Origin of the sequence: Pigmentiphaga sp. NML030171, from assembly GCF_002188635.1 — a bacterium.
Classification (GTDB): Bacteria; Pseudomonadota; Gammaproteobacteria; order Burkholderiales; family Burkholderiaceae_B; genus Pigmentiphaga; species Pigmentiphaga daeguensis.
In genome coordinates, this window is record NZ_NINX01000034.1 from 13,320 (window position 1) to 38,230 (window position 24,911).

24 protein-coding genes and 2 tRNA genes are annotated in these 24,911 nt (G+C 67.8%); 11 read left to right on the top strand and 15 right to left on the bottom strand.

Features of this window, described 5'->3' with window-relative positions; translation table 11 throughout:
- Positions 1-71: 71 nt before the first annotated feature.
- The gene (locus CDO46_RS14145; RefSeq protein ID WP_087839131.1) at positions 72-635 is read right to left on the bottom strand and encodes a phasin family protein; all 564 of its coding nucleotides are present in this window, start codon (positions 633-635) and stop codon (positions 72-74) included.
- 417 nt (positions 636-1,052) lie between these two features.
- Between CDO46_RS14145 and CDO46_RS14150 the strand changes: the two genes are divergently transcribed.
- The 3 genes from CDO46_RS14150 to pbpG all read left to right on the top strand — a co-directional run bounded on the left by CDO46_RS14150 (position 1,053) and on the right by pbpG (position 4,257).
- A complete protein-coding gene (locus tag CDO46_RS14150) occupies positions 1,053-1,910 on the top strand; it encodes a DMT family transporter (RefSeq protein ID WP_243724636.1) in 858 nt (285 codons plus the stop codon).
- Between the two features lie 105 nt (positions 1,911-2,015).
- Positions 2,016-3,011 carry a tripartite tricarboxylate transporter substrate binding protein BugD gene (locus CDO46_RS14155; protein WP_087839133.1) on the top strand — a complete coding sequence of 332 codons (996 nt, stop codon included), beginning with the start codon at positions 2,016-2,018 and terminating at the stop codon, positions 3,009-3,011.
- 193 nt (positions 3,012-3,204) lie between these two features.
- Complete coding sequence (pbpG, locus tag CDO46_RS14160) at positions 3,205-4,257, top strand: D-alanyl-D-alanine endopeptidase (RefSeq protein WP_176400755.1); 1,053 nt, start codon at positions 3,205-3,207, stop codon at positions 4,255-4,257.
- 62 nt (positions 4,258-4,319) lie between these two features.
- On the opposite strand, the gene CDO46_RS14165 is transcribed toward pbpG, so the two are convergent.
- Entirely contained in the window at positions 4,320-5,231 is a 912-nt protein-coding gene (locus CDO46_RS14165) for a LysR family transcriptional regulator (RefSeq protein WP_087839134.1), read from the bottom strand.
- Between the two features lie 107 nt (positions 5,232-5,338).
- Here CDO46_RS14165 and CDO46_RS14170 point away from each other — a divergent pair, with 107 nt between their 5' ends.
- Positions 5,339-6,079: an SDR family oxidoreductase gene (locus CDO46_RS14170; protein ID WP_087839135.1), complete on the top strand. Its 741-nt coding sequence runs from the start codon at positions 5,339-5,341 to the stop codon at positions 6,077-6,079.
- A gap of 28 nt (positions 6,080-6,107) precedes the next feature.
- Here CDO46_RS14170 and CDO46_RS14175 read toward each other — a convergent pair whose 3' ends face one another.
- From CDO46_RS14175 to CDO46_RS14200, 6 genes are all read right to left on the bottom strand, one after another.
- On the bottom strand, positions 6,108-6,905 hold the full coding sequence (locus CDO46_RS14175) for an IclR family transcriptional regulator (protein ID WP_254914606.1): 798 nt from the start codon (positions 6,903-6,905) through the stop codon (positions 6,108-6,110).
- Between the two features lie 229 nt (positions 6,906-7,134).
- The gene (locus CDO46_RS14180; protein ID WP_087839137.1) at positions 7,135-8,178 is read right to left on the bottom strand and encodes a quinone-dependent dihydroorotate dehydrogenase; all 1,044 of its coding nucleotides are present in this window, start codon (positions 8,176-8,178) and stop codon (positions 7,135-7,137) included.
- Between the two features lie 14 nt (positions 8,179-8,192).
- The gene (locus tag CDO46_RS14185) at positions 8,193-9,020 is read right to left on the bottom strand and encodes an arginyltransferase (protein ID WP_087839138.1); all 828 of its coding nucleotides are present in this window, start codon (positions 9,018-9,020) and stop codon (positions 8,193-8,195) included.
- Positions 9,021-9,027: 7 nt separating this feature from the next.
- Complete coding sequence (gene aat / locus CDO46_RS14190) at positions 9,028-9,783, bottom strand: leucyl/phenylalanyl-tRNA--protein transferase (protein WP_087839139.1); 756 nt, start codon at positions 9,781-9,783, stop codon at positions 9,028-9,030.
- 17 nt (positions 9,784-9,800) lie between these two features.
- On the bottom strand, positions 9,801-10,418 hold the full coding sequence (locus tag CDO46_RS14195) for an NUDIX hydrolase (RefSeq protein WP_087839140.1): 618 nt from the start codon (positions 10,416-10,418) through the stop codon (positions 9,801-9,803).
- 62 nt (positions 10,419-10,480) lie between these two features.
- On the bottom strand, positions 10,481-11,428 hold the full coding sequence (locus tag CDO46_RS14200; protein WP_087839141.1) for a LysR family transcriptional regulator: 948 nt from the start codon (positions 11,426-11,428) through the stop codon (positions 10,481-10,483).
- An 84-nt stretch (positions 11,429-11,512) separates the two neighbouring features.
- Here CDO46_RS14200 and CDO46_RS14205 point away from each other — a divergent pair, with 84 nt between their 5' ends.
- The 6 genes from CDO46_RS14205 (at position 11,513) to CDO46_RS14230 (ending at position 17,075) form a co-directional block, all read left to right on the top strand.
- Positions 11,513-13,144: an FAD-dependent monooxygenase gene (locus CDO46_RS14205; protein WP_087839142.1), complete on the top strand. Its 1,632-nt coding sequence runs from the start codon at positions 11,513-11,515 to the stop codon at positions 13,142-13,144.
- A gap of 49 nt (positions 13,145-13,193) precedes the next feature.
- Entirely contained in the window at positions 13,194-14,174 is a 981-nt protein-coding gene (locus tag CDO46_RS14210) for a tripartite tricarboxylate transporter substrate binding protein (protein WP_087839143.1), read from the top strand.
- A 9-nt stretch (positions 14,175-14,183) separates the two neighbouring features.
- Positions 14,184-15,119, top strand: coding sequence for a VOC family protein (locus CDO46_RS14215; RefSeq protein ID WP_087839144.1), 936 nt, complete (start codon positions 14,184-14,186; stop codon positions 15,117-15,119).
- Positions 15,120-15,130: 11 nt separating this feature from the next.
- Positions 15,131-16,000: a fumarylacetoacetate hydrolase family protein gene (locus CDO46_RS14220; RefSeq protein ID WP_087839145.1), complete on the top strand. Its 870-nt coding sequence runs from the start codon at positions 15,131-15,133 to the stop codon at positions 15,998-16,000.
- A gap of 21 nt (positions 16,001-16,021) precedes the next feature.
- Positions 16,022-16,957 carry a 3-keto-5-aminohexanoate cleavage protein gene (locus tag CDO46_RS14225; RefSeq protein WP_087839146.1) on the top strand — a complete coding sequence of 312 codons (936 nt, stop codon included), beginning with the start codon at positions 16,022-16,024 and terminating at the stop codon, positions 16,955-16,957.
- A 41-nt stretch (positions 16,958-16,998) separates the two neighbouring features.
- Positions 16,999-17,075: transfer RNA gene (locus tag CDO46_RS14230), tRNA-Met, on the top strand.
- Positions 17,076-17,376: 301 nt separating this feature from the next.
- Here the strand turns inward: CDO46_RS14230 and CDO46_RS14235 are convergent.
- The 6 genes from CDO46_RS14235 to siaA all read right to left on the bottom strand — a co-directional run bounded on the left by CDO46_RS14235 (position 17,377) and on the right by siaA (position 23,432).
- Positions 17,377-17,453 (bottom strand) — tRNA-Met (locus CDO46_RS14235).
- Between the two features lie 63 nt (positions 17,454-17,516).
- Positions 17,517-19,541 carry an FUSC family protein gene (locus CDO46_RS14240; protein WP_176400756.1) on the bottom strand — a complete coding sequence of 675 codons (2,025 nt, stop codon included), beginning with the start codon at positions 19,539-19,541 and terminating at the stop codon, positions 17,517-17,519.
- A 147-nt stretch (positions 19,542-19,688) separates the two neighbouring features.
- A complete protein-coding gene (siaD, locus tag CDO46_RS14245; protein WP_087839148.1) occupies positions 19,689-20,477 on the bottom strand; it encodes a biofilm regulation diguanylate cyclase SiaD in 789 nt (262 codons plus the stop codon).
- A 10-nt stretch (positions 20,478-20,487) separates the two neighbouring features.
- A complete protein-coding gene (siaC, locus tag CDO46_RS14250; protein ID WP_087839149.1) occupies positions 20,488-20,865 on the bottom strand; it encodes a biofilm regulation phosphoprotein SiaC in 378 nt (125 codons plus the stop codon).
- A gap of 18 nt (positions 20,866-20,883) precedes the next feature.
- The gene (gene siaB, locus CDO46_RS14255) at positions 20,884-21,429 is read right to left on the bottom strand and encodes a biofilm regulation protein kinase SiaB (protein WP_303395833.1); all 546 of its coding nucleotides are present in this window, start codon (positions 21,427-21,429) and stop codon (positions 20,884-20,886) included.
- Positions 21,426-23,432, bottom strand: coding sequence for a biofilm regulation protein phosphatase SiaA (gene siaA / locus CDO46_RS14260; RefSeq protein ID WP_087839151.1), 2,007 nt, complete (start codon positions 23,430-23,432; stop codon positions 21,426-21,428). The genes siaB and siaA overlap by 4 nt, the downstream gene beginning before the upstream one ends.
- 246 nt (positions 23,433-23,678) lie before the next feature.
- Between siaA and CDO46_RS14265 the strand changes: the two genes are divergently transcribed.
- A complete protein-coding gene (locus CDO46_RS14265) occupies positions 23,679-23,948 on the top strand; it encodes a DUF1488 family protein (RefSeq protein WP_087839152.1) in 270 nt (89 codons plus the stop codon).
- Positions 23,949-23,978: 30 nt separating this feature from the next.
- Here CDO46_RS14265 and CDO46_RS14270 read toward each other — a convergent pair whose 3' ends face one another.
- Positions 23,979-24,899: a DMT family transporter gene (locus CDO46_RS14270; protein WP_087839153.1), complete on the bottom strand. Its 921-nt coding sequence runs from the start codon at positions 24,897-24,899 to the stop codon at positions 23,979-23,981.
- Positions 24,900-24,911: the final 12 nt, after the last annotated feature.

Genomic DNA, 24,911 nt, shown 5'->3' on the forward strand with positions numbered 1-24,911 from the left:
CCCCAGGGGGGCTGCCGCGTAGCGGCTGGGGGCTCACCATGCCGGGCGCGCGAAGCGCGTAGGGGGTGGGCCTATGCGGTCTTACGAGCGCGGGTCGTCTTGCCGTTTTCGGCGGCGGCCTTGAACGTCGCGTTGGCGGCGGCGGTCAGGTTGGATTCGGCCAGTTCGGCAGCCTGCTTGGCAGCCTTGTTCACCGATTCGTAGGCCGAGGTGGCGGTGGCCAGCGACGACTTCAGCAGGGCCAGGGCGCTTTCCGAGCCGGCCGGGGCGTTCTTGGCCAGTTGCTCGACCACGTCCGACAGCTGGCGCTGTTGTTCGGCGATCTGGGCTTCGCCCAGGCGGGTGAATTCGCTCTGCACGCCGGAGACGATGTCATACACGTGCTTGCTGTAGGCCAGGGCCTTCTCGGCGTTGGGCTGGGCCAGCGCGGAGACGAACGCCAGCGCTTCCTGGCCGTCCTTCAGCGTGAAGGCTTCCTGGGCCTTCAGCGAAGCCTCTTCGAACGTGGCCTTGGTGACCTTGAGGTGCAGGTCGACCAGCTTCTCGAAGCCGGCGAAGGCGGTGTTCTGCGCGGCGAGCAGGGCGTCGAAGGCGGCTTTTTGGGTGGCCAGGGCGCGTTCGGGGGTGGCAAACATAGGGGGCTCCTTGAGGGCTGTCTACACGGGGCGACCGGGAAACCAGGGGAGTACGCCCCAAAAAGCCCGATCCTGGTGCACGCACCGTATCGCGGTAAGCGACTTTGCTGCGATGCACAAAACGTATTTTAAGGACGTGCCGCCGAAAGTCAAGATGCCCGCGGAAAAAATCGCACTTTGTTGGCAAAACCCATAAGTGACTGATTAAAGACATTTTTTTAAGACAGGAGGAGGAAACGGCGGAAAAAGCGGAACGCCCGATCCGCGCCTTTGCGGACCCGGCGGATGTGTTGCATTGCGCCACGTTGTTTTGGTGCGATGCGCCATACCCGGGCGTTCTACTGTGCCCAGGCATGGTGCGGGGCACCGCCCGGCGGCTACACTTCTCGGCCTGACACCCTCCGAAAGGCCGCCGTCGTGGGTTCATCGCTGCCATCCCGCCTGATTTCCCCGTTTTTCGTCCTGATCTGGAGCACCGGTTTCGTCGTCGCCCGCTACGGCCTGCCCTACGCCGAACCCCTGACTTTCCTGTCGATGCGCTTCGCCGGCGTGCTGATGGTGCTGGCGCCGTTCAGCGCCGGCATCGCCTGGCCGGGCCGGCGGCAGGGCGTCCACATGGCGGTGGCCGGCGTGCTGCTGCAGGCCGGTTACCTGGGAGGCGTCTGGATCGCCATTCACCTGGGCATGGGGGCGGGCCTGGCGGCGCTGGTGGTGGGGCTGCAGCCGCTGCTGACCGCGGTGGCCGGACGCTGGATGGGCGAGCCTCCTTCCGCGCGGCAGTGGGCCGGGCTGGTCCTGGGGTTCGTGGGCGTGGCCCTGGTCGTGGGGAACCGTATCGGCACGATGGGCCTGACCTGGCAGGCCCTGGCCTTTGCCGTGGCGGCGCTGCTGTCCATCACGGCGGGCACCGTTTATCAGAGACGCTTCTGTCCCGGGGTGGACCTGCGGGCCGGGCTACTGCTGCAGTTCGGTGCTTCGCTGATCGTCGTGCTGCCGGCGGCGTGGATGTTCGAGACCATGGCGGTGCAGTGGACCTGGCCGCTGGCGGGCGCCTGGGCATGGTCGGTCTTCGCCTTGTCGATAGGCGCCATCTGCCTGCTGTTCCTGTTGATCCGGCGCGGGGCGGCCACGCGCGTGGCCAGCCTGATGTATCTGACTCCGGCGGTGACGGCGCTGATGGCCTGGGCCGCCTTCGACGAGCCGCTGACCGCGACCATGGTCGCGGGCATGGCGCTGTCGGCGTTCGCGGTGGCCTGGGCTCAGGGGAAACGATAGGCGAAACCGTCACGGCTTCGTGGTTTCCATCCCTTAAACTCGTCTCACCGCCGCGGGAGTTGTCGGCTCGCGGCGCAACTATTTAACGAGGCAGGAGATAAAAGAATGGCTATCCACAAGAAAGCTGTGTCCGCGACGATCGGGGCCGCGGCCCTGGCCAGCGCGGCCGTCCTCGCACCTACGCAGGCGATGGCGCAGGGCTATCCCACTCGACCGGTCACGATGATCGTCCCGTTTGCCGCCGGCGGTCCCACCGACGTGGTGGCGCGCTCGCTGGCCGAGGCCATGCGCAAGTCGCTGGGCCAGACCGTGGTGGTTGAGAACGTCGGCGGTGCGGGCGGCACCATCGGTACCGCCCGCGTGGCCAAGGCGCCGAACGACGGCTATACCGTGCTGCTCATGCACATCGGCTTCTCGACCGCGCCCGCGCTGTACCGCAAGCTGAGCTACGACCAGGCCCATGACTTCCAGCCCATCGGGCTGACCGTCGACGTGCCGATGACGCTGATCGCGCGCGAAAACTTCCCGGCCGCCAACATCAAGGAATTCCTGACCTATGTGAAGGCCAACGCCGGCAAGCTGTCGATGGCCAATGCCGGCATCGGCTCGGCCTCGCACCTGTGCGGCCTGATGTTCATGAGCACGATAGGCTCGGAATTCCAGACCATTCCCTACAAGGGTACCGCGCCGGCCATGAACGACCTGCTGGGCAAGCAGGTGGACTTCATGTGCGACCAGACCACCAACACCACCGGGCAGATCAAGGCCGGCAAGGTCAAGGCCTACGCCGTCACCAGCAAGACCCGCGTGCCCAGCCTGCCTGACCTGCCCACGCTGGACGAGTCGGGCCTGAAGGACTTCTCGGTGGGCATCTGGCACGGCCTGTGGGCGCCCAAGGGCACCTCGCCCGAGATCGTCGCCAAGCTCCAGGCCTCGCTGCAGGCCGGCCTGGACGATCCCGCGTTCAAGCAGCGCATGACCGAACTGGGGGCCATCGTGCTGAACGACAAGGCCACGCCGGCGGCGCTCGACACGCTGGTGAAGTCCGAGACCGCCAAGTGGGGCGCGGTCATCAAAAAGGCCGGCGTCTACGCCGACTGACCTCGCCCTTTGCCGGGTGCGGGGGGGCGGCTGTCCTGGGGATGCCGCCCCCCTCGTTGCATTTTTGTAATTTTTGCCGTGGCATTTAAATAACGACTTAAAAAGTGCGCGCTAAGTCGTTCATTTAATGGAGATTTTTATCCAAAAATCTGATATGCTGCGGCGCCTGGGCTGAGTCGTTACCGGAGGAAACATGGCGCGCATCAGAAAGAGCATTCTGTCGGTTTCATTGATGTGCGCGCTGACCGCCGGGCTGGTCCTGCCCGCGGCTGCTCCCGTTGCCTACGCGGCCACCCCCACGACGTCCAAGAGCGCCAAGGCGAAGCCGGCGAAAAAAGCCACCGCGACCAAGACCAAGTCCGCCAAGGCGTCCAGAACGGCTTCCGTTCCCGCCAAGAAAAAGCGCGTCGCCAAGGCCGCCCCCAGGAAGGCGGTCGCCTCGGCCGGCATCCGGCACGCTTCCTATGCGCCTTCCGCCCCGCTCGAGGATGCCGATGGCAATCTGTCGCTGCGTTCCAGCGTGGCCTTCGTGCAGGACCTGAATTCCTCGGACGTGCTGTTCGCCAAGAACGAGGGCGCGGTGGCGCCCATCGCCTCCATCACCAAGCTGATGACCGCGCTGGTCGTGGTCGACGCCGGCCTGCCGCTGGACGAGATGATCGAGGTCACCACCGACGACATCGATACGCACAAGTTCACGCATTCCCGCCTGTCGGTCGGTACGCGCCTGTCGCGTGCCGACATGCTGCACCTGGCGCTGATGTCTTCCGAGAACCGCGCCGCCAACGCGCTGGGGCGCAACTACCCCGGCGGCCTGCCGGCGTTCGTGCAGGCCATGAACGCCAAGGCCGCGGCACTGGGCATGCACGATACGCACTACGTCGAGCCTACCGGCCTGTCGAGCGAGAACGTCTCCAGCGCCCGCGATCTCGTGCGCCTGATGCGCGAAGGTTCGCAACGCCCGCTGATCCGCCAGTACACGACCGATACCGAATATTCCGTCGATATCGGCGGCCGGCACCAGACCTTCCGCAACACGAATCGCCTGGTGGCCCGTTCCGACTGGAACATCATCGTGTCCAAGACCGGTTTCATCAACGAAGCCGGACGCTGCCTGGTCATGCTGGCCAATATCGGCGGCCGCGACATGGCCATCGTGCTGCTGGATTCGGTCGGCTCGCTCACGCGCACCGCCGACGCCCAGCGCATCCGCCAGTGGGTCCAGCGCGAGATCGGCTCGCTGTAGGCCACCCCGCCTTCCGGCCATGACGACGCCGCGCTTGCGCGGCGTTTGTCTTTCCGGCGGCTTCAGGGCGCGTCGGGCGGGAATCTTTCCTCGTACAGAGCCCGCAGCCAATCGATGAACACCCGCACCCGCGGGGACAATTGGCGGTGCGAGGGGTAGAGCACCGACAGCGGCAGGCCCGGGCTGCGCCATCCGGGCAGCACTTCCACCAGCCGCCCGTCGCGCAGTTCGTCCTGGACGTGGAAGTGCGGCAACTGGATCAGCCCGCAGCCCCGCAGTGCGCAAGTCACGTAATTCTCGGCATCGTTCACCGACATCCAGCCACCCAGCGCATAGCTGCGGACCTGGCCGTCGACCACCAACTCCAGCGGATAGTCGGACGTGCCCTGGCTGGCGAAAAAGCGTACGACCTGGTGCCCCGCCAGATCGTCGGGATGGCCAGGCGTGCCGAAGCGGGCCAGGTATCCGGGGCTCGCGCAGAGGACCTGGGGCATGACCGCCAGCGGACGTGCCACCAGGGACGAGTCGCGCGGATGGCCAGCCCGTATCACGCAATCGACGCCTTCGCGTACCAGGTCGACCAGCCTGTCGCCGCTGCTGACGACGAGGTCGATGCCCGGATAGCGGTCGTGGAACTGGTCTATGCTGGGCAGGACGATCCGGGTCGCGTGCGTGCCGTGCATGTCCACGCGCAGGACGCCGCGCGGATTCGACGCCACATGCTGCAGCGAGGATTCGGCCTCGTCCAGCTCGCTCAGCACGTGTACGCAGCGTTCGTAGAAGGCCTGTCCGTCCAGCGTCGGGCGGACATGGCGCGTAGTGCGCTCGAGCAGGCGTGTCGCCAGCCTGGCCTCGAGCTCCTTGATGGCGTGGGTGGCGGTAGCCCGGGGGATGTCCAGCGCCATCGCGGCCCGGCTGAAGCTGCCCAGTTCCACGATGCGGGTGAACAATTGGAGCGATTCGAAGCGGTCCACGGGGATTGTTGTCTGTCATTGAATTGAGATGCCAATTTAGCAGGGTTTATCTCAACAACATAAACAAGAAGAATGCTCGCCATCCTTTCTTCTTTCCAGGATTCAGCATGAGCACGGACATCACGAAGGCCGCCATCGTCACCGGGGGATCGCGGGGCATCGGGCAGGCCATTTCTCGCCGGCTGGCGGCCGACGGCTATGCGGTGGTCGTCAACTACGCGGGCAATGCCGCCAAGGCCGGGGAAACCGTGGCCGCGATCGAGGCCGCCGGGGGCCGGGCGCTGGCGGTCCAGGGCGACGTGGGCCGCGAGGACGACGTGGCCGCGCTGTTCGCCAGGGCGCGGCAGGCCTATGGCCGGATCGACGTGGTGGTCAATAGCGCGGGCGTCATGCCGATGGTGCCTGTCGCCCCGGACAGCCTGGCCGACTTCGATCAGGTGATCGCCACGAACCTGCGCGGCGCCTTCCTCGTCCTGGCACAAGCCGCCGCGAGCATGGGCGAGGGCGGGCGGATCATCGCGCTTTCCACCAGCGTCATCGCGCGCGCCTTCCCGTCCTACGGCCCCTACATCGCTTCCAAGGCGGGGGTCGAGGGACTGGTGCGGGTGCTGGCGAACGAACTGCGCGGACGAGGCGTGACCGTCAACGCCGTCGCGCCCGGGCCGGTCGGCACCGAGCTGTTCTTCAATGGCAAGACGGCCGAGCAGATCGACCAGATCGCGCGGCTGGCGCCGTTGGAGCGCCTGGGCACGCCGGAGGAGATCGCCGCCGCGGTGTCATTTCTGGCGGGCCCGGACGGCGGTTGGGTCAACGGGCAGGTGTTGCGGGTCAACGGCGGCTTCGCCTGAGGCGGACCGGGCCGGCGCCCGCGCGGGGTCAGGCCGCCGATACCGCGTGCGACGGTTCGTAGCCCAGGGCTTCGGAGATCTGGCTGGCGGTATCCACCAGCGCGTCGATCCAGCCGTCCTGCATGCGGTCGGCCGGCGCCGAGATCGACAGGCCGGCAATCAGCTTGCCCGTGTCGTCGTGGATCCCGGCAGCGATGCAGCGCACGCCCATTTCCAGTTCTTCATTGTCGCGGGCATAGCCCTTCGCGCGCACCTGGTCCAGCTCGCGCTCGAGCTTGGCCAGGTCGGTCAGGCTGTTGGAGGTGTGGCCTTGCAGGCCCGTGCGCAGCGCATAGGCGCGGATCAGGCGGGCATCGTCGGCCGACAGGAACAGCTTGCCCGTGGAGGTCAGGTGCAGCGGGGCGCGGCCGCCGATGGCGCGCACCACCTGCATGCCCGAACGTTCGCTGTAGGCGCGATCGATGTAGACGATCTCGTCTCCCTGGCGCACGGAAAGATTGACGGTCTGGCCCGTCAGGCGATGCAGCATGCGCATGGGCGTGATGGCGGCGTCGCGCACGTTCAGCCGGCCCTTGACCAGGTGGCCCAGCTCCAGCAGCCGCATGCCCAGGCTGTACATGCCGCTGTCGACGCGGTCGACGTAGCGGCCGGCGACTAGGTCGTTCAGGATGCGGTGGGCGGTGGAAGGGTGCAGGCCGGTGGCCTGGGCCAGCTCTTTCAGGCTGACCGGATCGGGGTGCCGGGCCAGGGCGTCGAGCAGGTGCATGGTGCGTTCGAGCACCTGGATGGCGATCTGCGGCGCGGGGGCCGCGGACGGGGCGATCATGGCCGCGTCGGGGGTCGTGACTCTTGGCATTGTCGTGGTGAGTCTCTACGCGATGAAGCTAGTTTATCCCATATGGTGAAATTTCATAGCTTTATTACACCGCAGATGGGTGGCCTTTCTGCGTTGCAGCAGGCCATTTCTTATTGGGTCAGTATAACGCCTGTGCACAGAATTTCCGCGACGCAGCATCCCCGTTGTCATACAAGGCACACGGGGATATCCCCAGTGCCTAGCTCCGAAGCCGCGAGACGGCCGACAGGCATTCCCCGACCAGCGCGGGGCCGCGATAGATGAGACCGGTGTAGAGCTGGACCGCGTCCGCGCCCGCCGCGATCTTCTCGGCCGCGTGGCGGCCTTCCAGGATGCCCCCCACGCCGACGATGGCAAGCGCGTTGCCGGCCTGGCGCCGCAGGCGTTCGACCACCCGCAGCGACATTTCCCGTACCGGCGTGCCGGACAGGCCGCCGGCCTCGCCCGCATGGGGCAAGCCGCGGACGGCATCGCGCGACAGCGTGGTGTTGGTGGCGATGACGCCGTCGATGCCATGGCGCGGCAGCAGGTCGGCGATGGCATCGATCTGGCTCTCGTCCAGGTCCGGCGCGATCTTGACCGCCAGCGGCACGCGGCGGCCGTGCCGGGCCGCCAGGGTGTCCCGCGCCTGGTCGAGTTGGCGCAGCAGGACGGACAGTTCGTCGGCGCCTTGCAGGCTGCGCAGGTTCTGGGTGTTGGGCGACGAGATGTTGATGGTGACGTAGTCGGCGTGGGGATAGACCGCCTCGAGCCCGGCCAGGTAGTCGTCGGCCGCCTTGTCGATGGGCGTGTCGGCGTTCTTGCCTATGTTCAGCCCCAGGATGCCGCCGCGCGCCCGGTAGCCGCTGCGCTGGACGTTGGCCAGGAACACGGCCAGCCCGTCGTTGTTGAAGCCCATGCGGTTGATCAGCGCCTCGGCGCGGGGCAGGCGGAACAGGCGGGGCAGCGGGTTGCCGGGCTGCGGCCGGGGCGTGACCGTGCCGATTTCCATGAAGCCGAAGCCCAGGCTGCCCAGCGCGTCGATATGCCCGCCGTTCTTGTCCAGGCCGGCGGCCAGGCCGACCGCGTTGGGCAGCGTCAGGCCCATGAGGGCGACCGGACGGTCCGGGGCGCGGGAGGGGCGTGTCCATCCCATGTCGTACACGCGCTGCAGCGTGGACAGGGTCAGGGCATGGGCGGTTTCGGGTTCCAGGGCGAACAGGGCTGGACGCAGCAGCGGATAGGCTTGAAAAAACGCGGACATCAGGCGGATGGGGATCAGGAGGTGGAGGACGGCGCATCGTCGGGATGGCCGTGGCGAGAGGAGGCGTGCAGGCGGCTGGTATCGATGACGGCCGGCCCGGCTGGCCTGGCGGCCGGCGGGCCGGCGTATTCGCGCCATTCGCCGTTGACCAGCATTTCCAGGGGCCGGAAGTTCACCTTGTAGGCCATCTTCGGGCTTTGTTCTATCCAGTATCCCAGATAGAGATGGGGCAGTTCCAGCAGCCGGCATTGCTCGAGCTGCCAGAGTATGTTCCAGGTACCGAGGCTGCCCTTCATGTCGGGGTCGAAAAAGGTGTAGACCGACGACAGGCCGTCGGACAGCACGTCCATGATGGACACCATGCGCAGTTGTCCCTGCCGGTCGCGGAACTCGACCAGGCGCGTGTTGACGCGGCTCTGGAGCAGGAATTGCGCGTATTGCTCGCGGCTGTCCTGGTCCATGCCGCCGCCGCGGTGGCGGGTCGACTGGTAGCGCTGATAGAGCGAGTAGTGCTCGGACGAATAGGCCAGTTCGGCCACGAACACCTGCAGATCGGCATGACGCTTCCAGGTGCGGGACTGGGTGCGGTTGGGCCGGAAGCGGTTCACCGGCACCCGCACCGGCACACAGGCGCGGCAGCCGTCGCAGTGGGGCCGGTAGGTGAATACGCCGCTGCGGCGAAATCCCATGCGCACCAGTTCGGAATAGACGTCGGCGTTGATCAGGTGGCTGGGCGTGGCCACTTGCGAGCGCGCCATCCGGTCTCCCAGGTAGCTGCACGGGTAGGGAGCGGTCGCATAGAACTGCAGCGCGGCGAAGGGGAGTTCTCGAAGGTGGGTCATGCGCGGTTCAGCCGGGGTCGGCCGCAGCGTGGGGCGCGTCCAGGTCGACGATCTCGCCGTCGTGGCGCAGCCTGCCCGAGCGCCACGGAAGCTCGGGCATCCGGGTGAATTTTACAATCAGGCGCTCGAATTCCGCGCGGGCAATCGTGGCGCCACCCAGCGAGGCCAGATGGCGCGTGTCCTGCTGGCAGTCGATCATCTCCACGCCATGGCGAAGCAAGAAACGCACCAGGTAGGCCAGCGCGATCTTGGATCCGTCGGCCACCCGGGTGAACATGGATTCCCCATAGAACATCCGGCCCAGGCAGACGCCGTACAGCCCGCCGGCAAGTTCGCCGTCGATCCAGGTTTCCACCGAATGCACCTGGCCTTGCCGGTGCCACAGCCGGTAGGCCCGCTGCATGGGCAGCGTGATCCAGGTGGCCGGACGCTCGTCGCTGCGTGGCGCCGCGCAGGCGCGCATGACGTCGTCGAAAGCCGTGTCGACCCTGACCTCGATGGCGGGATCGCGTTCGACCTGCCGCAGCTTCTTGCGCAGCGAATGCGAGGGCGAGAAGCGGTCGGTGAACAGCACCATGCGGGGGTCCGGGCTCCACCACAGGATGGGCTCGCCCGGCAGGTACCAGGGGAAGATGCCGTGCGCGTACGCGGCGCGCAGCCGTTCGATGGACAGGTCGGCCCCCACGGCCAGCAGGCCCGGGGGATCCTCGAGCGCCTGCTCGAGCGGCGGGAAGGGCGTGTCCGGCTCCAGCAGGGCCGGCATGCGCGGGCGCGAGGGACTCAAGGGGCGGGCGTGGAGAACGCGGGAACCGGCTCGGGACCGCGCAGCAGGGTGTCGCTGTGGATCTGGAACGTGCCGCGCGCCCGGTCGGCGAAGAACAGCCTGAGCGCGGTGGAGACCGAACGGAAGGCCAGGTCGTCCCAGGGAATCTCGTCCTCGTCGAACAATCGGGCTTCCAGGCTTTCGGGGCCCGGCTCGAACTCGACGTCGGTCAGGCGCGCAAGATAGAAGATGTGGACCTGGTCCACGTGCGGAATGTCCAGCACGGCGAACAGCGGCCCCATCTCGATGCGGGCGCCGGCCTCTTCCTGGGTCTCGCGGGCCGCGCCCTGGGCCGTGGTCTCGCCCAGCTCCATGAAGCCGGCGGGCAGGGTCCAGTAGCCATGGCGCGGCTCGATTGCCCGGCGGCACAGCAGCACCTGCTTTTCCCAGACGGGAATGGTCCCGAGCACCATGCGGGGATTCTGGTAGTGGATCGCGCCGCAGTGGTCGCAGAGATCGCGTTCGCGGTTGTCGTCGTCGGGAACGCGGCGGGTCAGCAGGTTGCCGCATTGCGAGCAGTAGCGCTGGGAGCGCGGAGCCGGGAAATACGTGAGGGCGCGTTCGGAAGCGGTCATGGCGTGTCCAGGGGGCGGAAGCGGCGCTGCGCCCCGGCGGTTGCGGAGATCCGGGAGGTCCGTCAAGTATACGAGAGGTCGCCGGGCGAAGCGGGCTGGCGTTCGCAGCCCACCTCGTAGACCACCGAGCGGAAGAACTGGTTCGCCGGATCGCCGGCCACGCGCGAGTGCCAGTACTGGTGCACGTCGATGGACGGAATGCGCAGCGGCAGCCGCACTTTCTTGATCGGCGCGATAGGCTGGAACAGGTGGTAGACCTCGTCCGGAATGATGGCGATCAGGTCGCTGGCGGCCACGATGAAAGGAATCGCGGCCACGTGTTCGGTGGTGAGCCGCACCTGGCTCTGCGCGCCGTGCTTGCGCAACTGGTCGTTGATCCAGGCGAAGGTGATGGGCACGGACGGCGACTGGACCTGCGGCGTGCGGCCGAATTCGCGCAGGGTCATCGTATCGCCGATGCGCGGATGGTCGCGGCGCGCCACGCAGACGTAGGCGCGGCGATAGAGATGCTGGCGCAGCAGGGCGTCGTGCGGTCGCGGGACGTGTCCGGCGACGACGTCCAGTTCGCCCGATTCCAGCGCGGCGGCCATGGTGTCGGCCGAGACCTGCGTGGGGGCGAGGCGGGCGTGCGGGGCGACCTCGGCCAGGCGCTTCATCAGCTTGGGCACCAGCACGATGGCGCCGATCTCGTTGACGCCGATGCGGAACTCCCGGTTGGTCTGGGCGGGATCGAAACGCGCCAGCCCGGCGATCTCGGTTTCCACGATGCGCAGCACCCGCGAGGCCGGCTCGGCCAGCCGCTGGGCGAACGGCGTGGGCGCCATGCGGTTGCCCACGCGGACGAACAGCGGATCGGCGAAACGCTTGCGCATGCGGTCGAGGTGGTAGCTGAGCGCCGACTGGGTCAGCCCCAGGCGCCGGGCGGCGCGGGTGACGGTGCCGTCCTCGATCAGTGCCAGCACCGCCCGCAAATCGGCGATCTGCGGGTCCTGGTTATCTGAATTGTTCATAACCTATATCAAGGTAATGATCTTTCCAGAGCATCGCCGAATGCCTAAGCTGCTGTCAATTCAAGAACACAGGAAGGAGACGGCATGGCGGGCGAGACGCTGCTGGAGACCGACGTGCTGGTGATCGGGGCGGGCCCCGTTGGGCTTGCGCTGGCCATCGAGCTGGGCATGCAGGGGCGGCGCTGCCTGGTGGTGGAGCAGCACGACCGGGTGGGACTCGCGCCCCGCGCCAAGACGACCAACGTGCGTTCGCGCGAGCTGATGCGGCGCTGGGGCGTGGCGGGCAAGCTGGCGCAGGCGGCCCCCTTCGGTGTCGACTATCCGTCCAACGTGGTGTTCGCGACCAGGCTGGCCGGCCGGGAACTGGCGCGGTTCACCAACGCGTTCTATTGCTCGCCCAGGCGCGACGAGCGCTTTCCCGAGCACGCGCAGTGGGTGCCCCAATACAAGGTGGAAGAGGTGCTGCGCGACCACGCGCAGAGCCTGCCGGGCGTGCAGGTGCGCTTTTCGACCCGGCTGGAGGATTTTTCGCAGTCGGCGCAGGGGGTCGAGGCCGTGCTGGCAGGACCGGATGGACCGCTGCGCGTGCGGGCCGCGTACATGGCCGGCGCGGATGGCGCCCGCAGCACCGTGCGCGCCCGGCTGGACATCCGGATGGAGGGGGTCTCGCCGCTCTCGCATCACCGCAACATCATCTTCCACGCCCCGGGCCTGGCCGGCATGCACGGGCTGGGGCCGGCGGTCATGTACTGGCTCGTCAATCCGGAGGCGCCGGCGGTCGTCGCGCCGCTGGACGCCAACGACATGTGGACCTTCGGCTATGCCCGCCGCGACGGCGAGGAGCCGGCCATCGAAGGCCTGATGCGTGCCGCGCTGGGCCTGGACATCCCGATCGACATCCGCCATCGCGACGAATGGACCGCGCATCGCCTGACCGCCACGCGCTATCGCGACGGCAGGGTGTTCCTGGCCGGCGATGCCTGCCACCTGCACCCGCCCTTCGGCGGCCATGGCATGAACATGGGCATCGGCGATGCCGTGGACCTGGGATGGAAGCTGGCGGCGGCGCTGGACGGCTGGGGCGGTCCCGCGCTGCTGGACAGCTACGAAGTGGAACGCCGCCAGGTGCATCGCCGGGTGGTGGACGAGGCCGTGCACAACCTGTCGCACAGCTCGGGCAGCCTGTGGCGCGATGGCCTGGAGGACGACGGGCCGGCGGGGGACGCCGCCCGCCGGGAAGCGGAGCGAGCCATCCTTGCCTCCAAGCGCCAGGAATTCGATTCGCTGGGCGTGGTGCTGGGCAGCCGTTACGAGCAGTCGCCAGTGCTGGCGCACGGACCGGAGGCGGGCGGCGAGGCCTGGGACTCCACACGCTACGTGCAGAGCGCTCGCCCGGGCTGCCGCGCGCCGCATGCCTGGCTGGCGCCGGGCCGGGAGCGCGGGGCGTCGTTGTTCGACCATTTCGCCTTCCGCGGGATGACGCTGCTCGCCACCCGCCCGGCCGCGCGGGACGCGGCCCAGGCGCTGGCCGCGCAGGCGGGCACGGACGTTCCGCTGACGGTGGTCGCGCCTCCCATCGACGGCCTGCGCGAGCTCTATGGCGCCGACCTGGTCCTGATCCGGCCGGACCAGTACGTGGCATGGCGCGGCCACGATCCGCAAGAAGGCGCCATGGCACTGGAACTCGCGGCCGGGCGTGCCGCGGTCCACGCCTGAACCGGCATCGCACCACCACACAAGACAAGACCATCCAGGAGACAGACACATGAACGCATCACGACGCAAATGGATCGCCGCCGGCCTCGCGCTGGCGGCCTGCCTGGCCGGCACGGCCCAAGCGGCCACCTGGCCATCCCGGCCGGTGCGGCTGGTCCTGCCGGCTGCGGCCGGGACGGCGCCCGACATCATGGCCCGGCTCCTGGGCGACAAGCTGTCCAGGATCTGGGGCCAGCCGGTCATCGTCGAGAACAAGCCCGGGGCCGGCGGCCTGGTCGGGCTGGCGGCGGTGAAATCGGCCGAGCGCGACGAGCACATGTTCGTGTTCACCCCCGCTTCGGTACTGACGCTCACGCCCTACATGTACAAGAGCTCGCAGGTCGACATCGTCCGCGACTTCCAGCCGGTGGCCATGGTGGGCATCAGCCCGATGATGGCGGCGGTCAGCGCCTCGTCGCCCGCCAACACGCTGGCCGACGTGCTGGCCATGGCCCGTCGCCAGCCCGACACCTTCGTGGTATCGACCACCTTCCTGTACTCGGTGCCCAACCTGGCGGTGGACATGCTGTCGCGCGCCGCCGGCGTGCCGCTGCGCGCCGTGCCGTTCTCCAGCAGTTCCCAGAGCATATCGGCCGTGGTCGGGGGCGATGCCCAGATGCTGATCGACGGCGTGCCGCCCATCGAGCCCATGATCAAGGGCGGCCGGCTCAAGCCCATCGTGATGTTCTCCGAGGGACGGGTACCCAATCGTCCCGACCTGCCCGCGGCGTCCGAGTCCTATCCCTCGCTGGTCATCAACGGCTGGTTCGCGGTCGTCGCGCCGCAAGGCACGGGCAAGCCGGCCATCGAGCGCGTCAACCGGGACCTGGCCACGGTGCTGGCCGAACGTGACGTGATCGACAAGCTCGACACCCTGGGCGTCTACCCCAAGCCCATGTCGGTGGATGAGTTCGGCAACTACTGGCGGGCCGAGCGCACGCGCTGGGAAAAAGTGCTGCGCGACGTGAACGCCCAGCCGGTGCAGCAATAGGAGGCCGGTGTGAGGACAGGACTGGAAGCGGCCTACATCGGCCTGGACAGCACCGCGCCGGCGGACCTGGGGCGCTACCTGACCGACGTCGTGGGCCTGATGCCCGGCGAACCCGCCGCCGATGGGGCGGCGACCTGGCGCGTCGATGGCAAGGCCCAGCGGGTATGGGTGCGCGAGGGCGCGCGCAACGATGCCGCCTGCATCGCCTTCGAGGCGGTCGATGCGCAGGTATATGACCGCGTGCTGGGGCGCTTGTCGGCCCAGGGGTGGCGCATGCGCGCCGGCACGGCGGACGAGCGCGCGGCCCGGCGCGTGCGGGACCTGACGGTGATCCAGACTCCCTGGGACGTTCCGCTGGAGCTGGTGACGGGGCTGGAGGAGGCGGCAACGCCTTTCGCGAGCCCGCACTTTCCCGAAGGCTTCGTCACGCAGGGGCAGGGCTTCGGCCACTTCGTCTTCGCTGTGGGCGACGCCGGCGAATACGACGCGGCGCGCCGCTTCGCCATCGACGGCCTGGGCCTCGTCCTGTCGGACTGGCTGCGGCTGCCGATGGGGGAGATCGAGATGCACGTCTCCTTCTTCCATTGCAATCCGCGCCACCATTCGCTGGCCATCGCCTACCTGCCGCGGCCCGAAGTCCCGCAGCGCCTGCACCACATCAACTTCGAAGTCGCGCACGTGCGCAGCGTGGGACTGGCCTACGACCGCGCGCTGCGCGCCGGCACGCCGCTCGCCAACACGCTGGGCCAGCACGCCAACGACGGCATGGTCAGTTTCTACAGCCTGGGCCCCGACGGCTGGCGCGTCGAGATCGGCGCCACCGGCCGCACCGTGGGCGAGGACTGGAACGACGTGCGCGAATACGACCGCATCAGCGACTGGGGCCACCTGCCGCCCGACGCACTGGCGCAGGCCCTGGCCGGACCACCTTCTTCTTCCGCTTGAACAAGGAACCCATGAAACTCGTCACTTTCTCCCATCGCGGCAGGACCTCCATCGGCAAGGTCGAGGGCACGCGCGTGATCGACCTCGCGGCCGCCGACCCGGCGCTGCCCGCCACCATGCGTGGCCTGCTCGCCGGCGGGCGCGCGCTGCTGCAACGCGCGCGCGACGTCGATCCCGAACAGGCGCCGGCCTATCCGCTGGCCGACGTCAGGCTGGAGGCGCCCGTGCCCGATCCCGGCAAGTATCTCGCCATCGGCATGAACTACGGCAAGCACGTGATCGAGGCCAAGCGCGCCGGCGTGGACGTGCCCGACAGCCAGGTCTGGTTCAACAAACAGGTCAGCTGCATCAACGGTCCCTACGATCCGGTGCACATGCCGCGCGTCTCGGACAAGCTCGACTACGAAGCCGAACTGGGCGTGGTCATCGGCACCCGCTGCCGCCACGTCCCGGCCGAGCGGGCCCGGGAGGTCATCGCCGGCTACCTCGTGTGCAACGACGTCTCGGTGCGCGACTGGCAGCGGCGCTCGGCCACCATGACCCTGGGCAAGTCGTTCAACACCACCGGCCCCATCGGCCCATGGATCGTCACCGACGACGAAGTGCCCGATCCGCTGGCGCTGACGCTGCGCATGCGGGTCAACGGCGAAGTGCGCCAGGAAGCCCGGACCAGCGAGATGATCTACAGCATCTACGACCAGATCGCCTACCTGTCCACCGTCATGACGCTCGAGCCCGGCGACATCCTGGCCACCGGCACGCCCTCGGGCGTGGGCGCCGCCATGGATCCGCCTTCCTTCCTCAAGATCGGCGACGTGATGCGCGTCGAGATCGACGGCATCGGCCACATCGAAAACCGCGTCGTCCCCGAGCCGGCATAACGCCAGACCAGGAGCCTCTTCGTGCCCAGAAAAGTCATCATCACCTGCGCCGTCACCGGATCGGTGCACACCCCCAGCATGTCGCCGCACCTGCCCATCACGCCCGACCAGATCGCCGAACAGGCGGTGGACGCGGCACGGGCCGGCGCCGCCATCCTGCACCTGCATGCCCGCCACGCGGCCGACGGCAGGCCGGCCTTCGAGCCCGAGGTCTACCGCCAATTCCTGCCGCGCATCCATGCCCAGACCGACGCCGTCATCAACATCACCACCGGCGGCTCGCACACCATGACGCTCGATCAGCGCCTGGCCGGCGCCATCGATGCCTCGGCGGAAATGGCCTCGTGCAACATGGGGTCGATGAACTTCGCCTTGTTCCCCGTGCTGGACAAGATGAAGGACTTCGACTTTCCCTGGGAGCGCGAGCACCTGGAGAAGACCCGCAACGCCATCTTCCGCAACACCTTCGGCGACATCGAAACCATCTTCGAGCGCCTGGGCCGCGCGCACGGTACGCGCTTCGAGTTCGAATGCTACGACGTCGGCCACTTGTACAACCTCAAGCACTTCGTCGACCGGGGCCTGGTGCAGGGGCCGATCTTCCTGCAATTCGTGCTGGGGGTGCTGGGCGGCATAGGCGCCGATCCCGAGAACCTCGTGCACATGAAACGCATCGCCGACAAGCTGTTCGGCGATAGTTACCAATGGTCCGTCCTGGCCGCCGGCCGCCACCAGATGCCGCTGGTCACCCAGGCCGCGCTGATGGGCGGCAACGTGCGGGTCGGGCTGGAGGATTCGCTGTCCATCGGACCCGGCGAAATGGCCACTTCCAATGCCCAGCAGGTGGGCAAGATACGCGGCATCCTGGAGTCCTTCGGCTTCGGCATCGCGACGCCCGACGAGGCGCGCGAGATGCTGGGATTGAAGGGCAGGGAGAAGGTGGCGCTGGCGGCGTGAGGCATGGCCGCGCGAGTACGTGTATAATCTTTTTCTTCAGACGCGGGGTGGAGCAGTCTGGCAGCTCGTCGGGCTCATAACCCGAAGGTCACAGGTTCAAATCCTGTCCCCGCAACCAAATAGAAAACGGCCTCGATCGCAATGCGACGAGGCCGTTTGCATTTGCGCGGTCCATTCCTCGGTATGGGTGCTTCGAAGGCGCATGCGTGTCCAATGCCTTCAGGTTGCCACGACCTCGATAGGGGCTTGGAAGTGAAGGGAAGAGCGCAGGCCAATACGCGATGATTCAAGAGCCATTGATAGTGGGGCGGCTCGGATCATTTCCTCGGTTTATTTCGTGAATGATCTCGAACGAGAGCACCAAGGCAGACACAAAGCAAAACGGCCTCGTCGCATTGCGATCGAGGCCGTTTCTTGTTTGGTTGCGGGGACAGGATTTGAACCTGTGACCTTCGGGTTATGAGCCCGACGAGCTGCCAGACTGCTCCACCCCGCGTCTGAGAAAAAGATTATATCCCTGTCATGTTCCCAATGCAAACTGGAGCATGGGAAGCTGCCTTCATGCGCGTTCCCTGCCTTGCCTTGCGCGGGAAGAAGAAAGATCGGCAACCTGCGGCGCCCATGCTTTCCTTGCCGGCTGCGTGCGGAAGAATGCCGTGTGTTCGGTCAGGTGCTCCGCGGCTTCCTCCAGCCAGCGGACGGCGGGCATGGTGGCGGAGGCGCCCGCCGCGCGGGCCCGGGTGGCGTAGTTCTGCAGCGTTGCACCGGCGTCGTGCGGCATGGCCAGCGGCTTGCTCATCGTGTGCAGGGCCTGGCCTATCCACGGCGCTTCCGGCGCGTCGGGGCGCCGGTCGAGCATGTGGCCCATGCGGGCAAGCGCGTGCCCCAGGGACAGCGCCGCCAGCGCGCCGTCGGCGGTGGCCGCCTCCGTGCCTGAGCGCGCGATCAGCGCCAGGATCAGGAAGCGCAGGCGAGCCAGGTGGCGCACCGCGCGCGCGGGCGTGCCGGCCTGCTGGGCGATGGCGGCGATCTCGGCGCGTATGGCGCGGTGGAGGTGCCGGCGGCGGCGCTGGGTGGTCATCGGGATCAGCCAGCGGTAGGCGGCGTAGCTGCATGCGATGCCTGTCAGCAGCATGAGCTCGACCGTGAGCAACGCCATCGGTTCGGCGGGTCCGATATTGACCGGCTGCGCCAGCACCGCGAACAGCATGTTGAAGGCCAGGCCGATGAATGCCGTGCCGCGGTGCGCCTGCGCCGTGGCAGCAGCCAGGATGAGCGGCGAGGCCAGGGCTAGCGACAGCCAGGGGTGGGACACGACGGGCGCGATGCCGACGCGCCACGCAAAGGCCGCGACCGCCGCGGCGGTCGCGCCGGCCAGCACGCGCCGCATCAGCGGCACGGGTTCGTCGACCGAGGCGAACAGGGCGGTGAAGATGCAGGCGCCCAGCATGAGGTAGCGCAGAGGTTCCCACCCTGACGCCAGCCACGCTCCTGCCGCCAGGGCCGGGATGGCCACGCCGCGCCAGGCGGCGATGCGCACGCCGGCGATATCAGGATGGTGGACGCTGGCCGAGGCTGCGGGTTCCGGCAGGGTCGCCGCCATGTTCCGGTAGCTGGCCGCGATGGCTGCCAGCGCCTGTTCGAATTCGTCCAGGCAGGTGTCGAACAGGGGATCGGCGCCGCGCAGGCGGCGGGTCGCGGTGCGGACGATGGCCAGCGAGGTTCCGCGTCCCGCCTGGATGGTCTCGGCCAGGTCGTCCAGGCTGGCACGCAACTGGTCCAGGTCTTCCGCGTGGGCCGGGGCCAGCGCCGTCGCGTGCTGGCGCAGCGCCGGCATGACGGCGACCAGGTCGAGCAATCCCGCCAGCAGTCCGCGCAGGGGTTTGAGGCGGCGCCGTTGGGACAGGGACCCGGCGGTCGCGTCCTCGGCCGTGGTTTCCAGTTCCGCCAGGGCGGCCACGAGCCGGCGTGCACGCGGCACGAGGTCCGTCGGCAGCTCCGGCCCCAATTGCAGGGCGGCATGGGCAAGGGTGGCGCAAAGCAGGTCGCGGGTCTTCTCCAGCAAGGCGGCCGCGGGAGAGGGCGGATTCCATAGCGCGATGACGAGCAGCGAGGCGGCGATGCCTATCATGTTGTCGAGCATGCGCGCCGTGGCGAAGGTGGCCGTGTCGAGCGGCGTGCCGACGGTCAGCACGACGATGACGGCCGTGGTCAGCCCGCACAAGGCCGCGCCGTAGGCGCGCTGGTGCCGCAGCAGGTTGCTGGCGCCACAGCACAGGCCCAGCCACACGCAAAGCGCGGTCAGCAGCAACGCCGGGGCGCCGTCCGTCAGCGCGGCCAGTCCTACCGCGGCAAGGCCGCCGGCCAGGGTGCCGAGCAATTGCATCAGGCTGCGCTCGAGCAGCAGTCCGCGCGTGGGCTGGCCGATCATCCAGACGGCCATGGCGGCCCACCACGGGTTGGCGATGGAGAAAGCGGTGGCGGCCGCCATGGCCAGTATCGAGGCGGCGGCCAACCTCAGCGCGTAGCTGCGCGAGGCGGGATGGCGTAGAGCCGGGAACAGGAGGAAAGGCTGGATGTGCATCGATGGCCCGTTGAAACTGAGCCTCCTCCAACTCCGCCGGATCATGGCGTCCGGCTTTGCGGTGCCGTCCAGGCGGACCGCGGGAAGATTATAGAGGCTCGGGCCCCATCGTCGTATTTCGGCGTTCGGCGCCGTCGGGCAAGGCCGTCAGACCTCGGACAGCACGATGCAGTCGCGGCCCCGGCGCTTGGCCTCGAGCAGGGCCGCGTCGGCCCGCTCGACGGTGTCGGAATAGTGCTCGCCATGGCGATAGGCGCTGATGCCCACGCTGGCGCTGATGGATTGGCCGACGTCCGGCGCGCCGGCGTGTTCGCGGATGCGTTTGCAGACCCGCTGCGCCAGCGTCTGGGCCGACACCAGGGTCGTCCCGGGCATGATCATCATGAATTCCTCGCCGCCCCAGCGCCCGCACAGGTCGTATTCGCGCAGCGAGCTTTGCAGGATGCGGCCCACCTCGATCAGGGCGCGGTCGCCGGCCGCATGGCCGAGCGTGTCGTTGATGCGCTTGAAGTGGTCGATGTCCAGCATGGCGATCGTGTAGGGCTGGCCCGAGCGCGAGGCGCGCTCGCTTTCTTCCTTCAATCGGTGCATCAGGTGCCGGCGGTTGGCCAGGCCGGTCAGGACGTCGCGGTTGGAGGCATCGCTCAGGGCGACGTTCAGGTCCTGCATCATGCGCTGGTAGTGGTCCGAGATGCGGGCCAGCTTCTCCAGCTTGCGCAACTGTTTCTGGAACCGCTCGTCCAGGTCGTTCTCGCGCTCCTTGGCCAGGGTCTGATAGCCGTCGGAGATGTGGGTGACGCGCTCCAGCCGGGTGGTCTGGTCGAGGAAGGCGCGCCAGAGTTCGTCCAGGGCCACGCGCAGCGGGTGGTCCTGGTACTCCGGCTGGGCCAGCAACTGCTCGATGCGCCGGCCTAGGTCCTCGATGTCGCGTTTCATGGTCGTCAGGTCAGTCGTGAGCGAGGATGGCGAAAGGAAAGCTGCAGTCTTCCTTGAATTCCTCGGCCAGCTCGGCCACCCGTTCGTTGCGCCTATCGTAATGCCAGTTGACCGCGACAGGGTGGCCGCGGCCATGCGCGTCCTCCAGCAGGTCGAATACGTCCATGATGGCGCGGACGCTGCTGGTGTTCAGGTAGAGCAGGTGCAGCTCCAGGGACAGGGGGCGCCTGGTTTCGGCCAGGAAGCGTTCGACCCAGTCGATGACCTGGTTGAACAGGTCGAAGGAATTTTCGGGATAGGAATCGCCGGCCATGGTCAGGACGCCGGCTTCCCAATCGCCCGAGATGGCGGGAGTGGACTGGCTGCCTGTAATCGTGAGGTTGCTCATGGTGCTGGTACTCGTTTGCTAGATGACGGCGCTCAGGCTGAAGAAAGCCCGGCCGGCGTCGATTTCCCGCAGCGAGGCGCTGAGCGGCTCGCTGGCCTTGCGGGCGATATCGATCAGGCCCAGTCCGGAGCCGCTGCTGGCGCCGGCTTCGCGCGGCTTGCGCAATTGTTCCTTGTAGCTGGCCTTGAGCTGGGCCTTGTCCTGCCGGGCCAGGGCGTTGATCCGTTCCAGCAGCGAGTGGCCATCGGCGATCTCCACCACGTTCCCGGCCGACACCACGTGGCGGCCGTCTTCCTTGTTGGCGACGATGACCGTGGCCGTCGCCTCGTGCTCGGCGTAGCCCTGGGCGCTGGCATAGTGCCGGATGTTCTGCGTCATTTCGATGTATGCGCCGAAAACATCCATGGCCGCCGAGGGCTGCACCTGCTCCGCCTGGAGATAGTTGCGCAGCGCGTTCCCGATTTCCTCGATCAGGCTGCGCGATATGGGGCCGTTGAAACACAGCATGATGCGGTCGCGGGTGAAGCTTTCGCGCATGGCGAAGAGGTCGATCGAATCCATCATGACTCCGCGCTAAGGTTGGCCTGCTCGAACTTGAATGACAAGACGGTAATATCGTCGCGCTGCGGTTGGCGGCCCTGGTAGTCTACCAATGCCTGGGTAACGGCGCGGGCCTGCTGGTCGAGCGGCAGCCCGGCCACCGATTGCAGCAGGCCGACCAGGCGCCTGTTTCCGAAACTGAAACCATGCTCGCCTCCGGATTGGTCCAGCAGGCCATCGGTGACGAGGTAGAACGTGCGGTCGGCCAGGGGCAGGGTGACATTGGCATATTCGCCGACGCGTTTTTCCCCCAGGGCGCGGCGGGCGCCCTTGTATTCCTCGACAGCGTCGCCGCTGCTGGCGTAGAGCGCCATTTTCGCGCCGGCGAAGCGCAACTGTCCAGCATGCCGGTCGACGTAGACCAGGGCCGCGTCCATGTTGGTGGCCAGCGCGCGCGGCAGTTCCGCATCGCTCAGCATGGCGCGCATGGCCGCGTCCGTGCGGGTCAGGATGGCTGCGGGGTCGCCCGGTCCGGCCTCGGCGATGGCGTGGTCGATGGCGGCGCGGGCCAGCATGGTCATCAGCGCGCCGGCGACGCCGTGGCCGGCGCAATCGACCACGCCCAGCAGGCAGTTGTCGCCATCGGCGCGGAATACGTAGAAATCGCCGCCCACCACGTCGCGGGGCTTCCACAGCACGAAATGGTGTCGTCCCAGGGACTGCACCAGCTGGCGGTCGGGCAGGATCGCGCGCTGTATCAGGCTGGCGTAGTCGATGGAGTCGTCGATGGTCTTGTGGGTGGCGGCCATGCGCTCGTTGGCTTCTTCCAGCGCCTGGGTGCGCTCGCGCACGCGCTGTTCCAGCTCGGCGGTATGCGAGCGGACCTTCTCGGCCATGACGCCGAAGGCCCGGCTGAGTTCGCCGATCTCGTCGCTGCCGCCTTCGGGCAGGGTGACGTCGTAGCGGCCGGCCGAGATCGCCTGCGCCGTGTGCTGCAGCCGGCGCAGGGGCGCCAGCATCAGCCGGTCCACGGCGTAGCCGAAACCCAGGAGCAGCAGGAACAGCACGGCGGCCAGAGCCAGCAGCGCCGGTACCAGCCACTGGTAGTTGACGATGCGCGCGATGCCCAGGTCCACCGACGTCAGGACGTACCACCGCAGTTCGGGCAGGTAGACCAGCGCGACGGCCGATTTCGCGCCGTTCAGCGTGGCGAACAGCGGAACGGCGTGGCCGGGGTTCGCCAGGGCGTCGGCCATGGCCTTCTGCAACTGGTTGCGCTCGGTATCGCGGCCCACCAGTCCCTGGACCGTGCGCTGGGCGGTTTCCTCGGCCGTCATGGACTTGTAGGCGATGCGGTCGGCGTCGGGATGGACCTGGATGTTGCCCTGGCGGTCGAAGATGATGGTGGTCACGCCCGGCTCCACTCCCTCCATGAAGCCCTTCAGGAAGGTGGTCAGGTCCAGGCCGGTGCCTATCATGCCCAGCCGCTGCTCGCCGTCGCGCACCTGCACGTTGAACCAGAACTTGGTCACGCCCAGGACGTGGTTCACGTCGATCTGCAGGTCGTAGGGCGAGCTGTCCTGCATGGTCGAGAAGAACCAGGCGTCCTTGGGTTCGGAACGTTTCAGTGTGTAGCGGGGCGTTTCGATCGTGGGCCCCTTGTCGTCGTTGTAGTAGTAGGAAGGCGTGCCGTCGATGACGAAATAGGAGTGGTCGCGGAAGTCGCGCTGGTAGCCCCGGGCCTCGCGGAAGAAGCGGCGGCGTTTTTCGGGGTCGGCCGGATCGCGCATCCAGTCCAGCGTCAGCGTCGAGTTGGCCATGCGCTGGGCCAGCGCCAGTTCGCGCATGACCGGCGCCAGCAGCTTCTGCTCGCTCAGCAGCGTATGGTTGCGGGCGTAGGCGACGCCGAAGTATTCCCGGACGGCGTTGATGCCCTGCCAGGCCAGCAGCGCCGCCGGCACCAGCGCCACGGCGCAGGCGAACAACAGTGCCAGCAGCGATTTTCCCCTCAGACCCAGCATGGCCATGCGGATTTCCTTGACAAGCGCGACATGCCGATCCGGCAAAGCCGCGATTGTGCCGGGCGCGCGCGGCGCATGCAACGAAACGTTGCACCGCCGCAAGCCGGATGGGTTGGGGCTTATGCATCGCATTACCCCGGGTGCAGTGGACGCGCGCGGCCATTGGGCCTAGAGTCAAGGATCGCGATGCGCGAATCGGTCGTCGCTAGGCCCTAGGGACGGCCGCTGGTTCAGACTATCGGAGACAGGCTTATGACCACGGAGCTTGCCAGAGAAGTCCGGCCCGCCGTGCTTGACGGCGCCGTTCGCTTCACCGCCCGATTCGAGGGCCGCAAATCCCAGGAGTTCGAGATTTCCGCCGATGTGCTGCGCGAGCACTTCGGCGCCTCGGATGCGTCCGCCGACGCGTTGCTGGCCGCGTTCCACCGGGGCCGGCACGAAATCCTCAGCGCGGCGGCGGAAACCCTCGGCACGCCCACCAGCGGAATCGTCCAGCTGGGAACGGGCGACTTCCGTCCCTAGCCGCGCCGGCCAGGCGCCGGTCTTTCCTCGTCACGATGACGGCCGCCGCCCGGCGGCCCGCCTGCGTGCGGCCGTCGCCAGCGCGATACCCGTCGCGATGAGGCCGATGCCGGCCAGATGGAAAAGGTGGACCCGCTCGCCCAGGAACACGACCGCCAGCAGGGTGCCGAACACCGGCATCAGGTGGATGAACAGGCTGGCGGGTCCCGCGCCTATCAGTTCCACGCCGCGGTTGTAGAAGAAGTTGGCGACGATGCCGGGCAGCAGGATCACGTAGGCGATGGCCAGTGCCCCCGGCAGGCCGGCTTCGATGCGCGCGCCTTGCGCGTGCTCGTACAGGTACAGGGGCAGGAGCATCAGCGTGCCCATCAGGAAGGTGACGGTCAGCAGGCTGAGGGGATGGATGGCGGGCCGGCGGGCGAGCAGGGTGGTGTACAGGCCCCAGACGGCGACCGCCGCGACGATCCAGGCGTCGCCCGGATTGAGCGCGAGGGCGAGCAGGTCCTGCGGGCGGCCGCGGGTCGCGATGGCGGCGATGCCCGCCAGGGAGATCGCCACGCCGGCGATCTGCGGCAGCGACGCGCGCTGGCCCAACAGCAGGAACGAGAACAGCAGCGTCACCATGGGGATCGCCGACTGCATCAACAGCGCGTTGACCGCGGACGTCTGCCGCAATCCGATGTAGACCAGCGTGTTGAAGCCGGCGATGCCCAGCAGCGACAGCAGGAGCAGGATCGGCACGTGCCGCCTGATGGCCGGCAGGTCGTTCAGCCAATGCCGGCGGGCCAGCACCAGCAGGATCAGCGTGCCGCCGGCCCAGCGCCAGAAGGCCAGCGCGATGGGTGGCACGGTGCCGCCGGCCGCGCGTCCCACGATGAAATTGCCCGACCAGAACAGCACGGTGGTGATGAGCAGGAAATAGGCGGAGTTCCAGAGTCGGGAGGCAGGCATGGAGAGGCAGGA

Bases quoted from the DNA above. Each gene is read 5' to 3' on its own strand.
- CDO46_RS14145 (WP_087839131.1), bottom strand. From the start codon at position 635: ATGTTTGCCACCCCCGAACGCGCCCTGGCCACCCAAAAAGCCGCCTTC.
- CDO46_RS14155 (WP_087839133.1), top strand. From the start codon at position 2,016: ATGGCTATCCACAAGAAAGCTGTGTCCGCGACGATCGGGGCCGCGGCC.
- pbpG (WP_176400755.1), top strand. From the start codon at position 3,205: ATGGCGCGCATCAGAAAGAGCATTCTGTCGGTTTCATTGATGTGCGCG.
- CDO46_RS14170 (WP_087839135.1), top strand. From the start codon at position 5,339: ATGAGCACGGACATCACGAAGGCCGCCATCGTCACCGGGGGATCGCGG.
- CDO46_RS14175 (WP_254914606.1), bottom strand. From the start codon at position 6,905: ATGATCGCCCCGTCCGCGGCCCCCGCGCCGCAGATCGCCATCCAGGTG.
- CDO46_RS14180 (WP_087839137.1), bottom strand. From the start codon at position 8,178: ATGTCCGCGTTTTTTCAAGCCTATCCGCTGCTGCGTCCAGCCCTGTTC.
- CDO46_RS14185 (WP_087839138.1), bottom strand. From the start codon at position 9,020: ATGACCCACCTTCGAGAACTCCCCTTCGCCGCGCTGCAGTTCTATGCG.
- aat (WP_087839139.1), bottom strand. From the start codon at position 9,783: ATGCCGGCCCTGCTGGAGCCGGACACGCCCTTCCCGCCGCTCGAGCAG.
- CDO46_RS14195 (WP_087839140.1), bottom strand. From the start codon at position 10,418: ATGACCGCTTCCGAACGCGCCCTCACGTATTTCCCGGCTCCGCGCTCC.
- CDO46_RS14200 (WP_087839141.1), bottom strand. From the start codon at position 11,428: ATGAACAATTCAGATAACCAGGACCCGCAGATCGCCGATTTGCGGGCG.
- CDO46_RS14205 (WP_087839142.1), top strand. From the start codon at position 11,513: ATGGCGGGCGAGACGCTGCTGGAGACCGACGTGCTGGTGATCGGGGCG.
- CDO46_RS14210 (WP_087839143.1), top strand. From the start codon at position 13,194: ATGAACGCATCACGACGCAAATGGATCGCCGCCGGCCTCGCGCTGGCG.
- CDO46_RS14220 (WP_087839145.1), top strand. From the start codon at position 15,131: ATGAAACTCGTCACTTTCTCCCATCGCGGCAGGACCTCCATCGGCAAG.
- CDO46_RS14240 (WP_176400756.1), bottom strand. From the start codon at position 19,541: ATGCACATCCAGCCTTTCCTCCTGTTCCCGGCTCTACGCCATCCCGCC.
- siaD (WP_087839148.1), bottom strand. From the start codon at position 20,477: ATGAAACGCGACATCGAGGACCTAGGCCGGCGCATCGAGCAGTTGCTG.
- siaC (WP_087839149.1), bottom strand. From the start codon at position 20,865: ATGAGCAACCTCACGATTACAGGCAGCCAGTCCACTCCCGCCATCTCG.
- siaB (WP_303395833.1), bottom strand. From the start codon at position 21,429: ATGATGGATTCGATCGACCTCTTCGCCATGCGCGAAAGCTTCACCCGC.
- siaA (WP_087839151.1), bottom strand. From the start codon at position 23,432: ATGGCCATGCTGGGTCTGAGGGGAAAATCGCTGCTGGCACTGTTGTTC.
- CDO46_RS14265 (WP_087839152.1), top strand. From the start codon at position 23,679: ATGACCACGGAGCTTGCCAGAGAAGTCCGGCCCGCCGTGCTTGACGGC.
- CDO46_RS14270 (WP_087839153.1), bottom strand. From the start codon at position 24,899: ATGCCTGCCTCCCGACTCTGGAACTCCGCCTATTTCCTGCTCATCACC.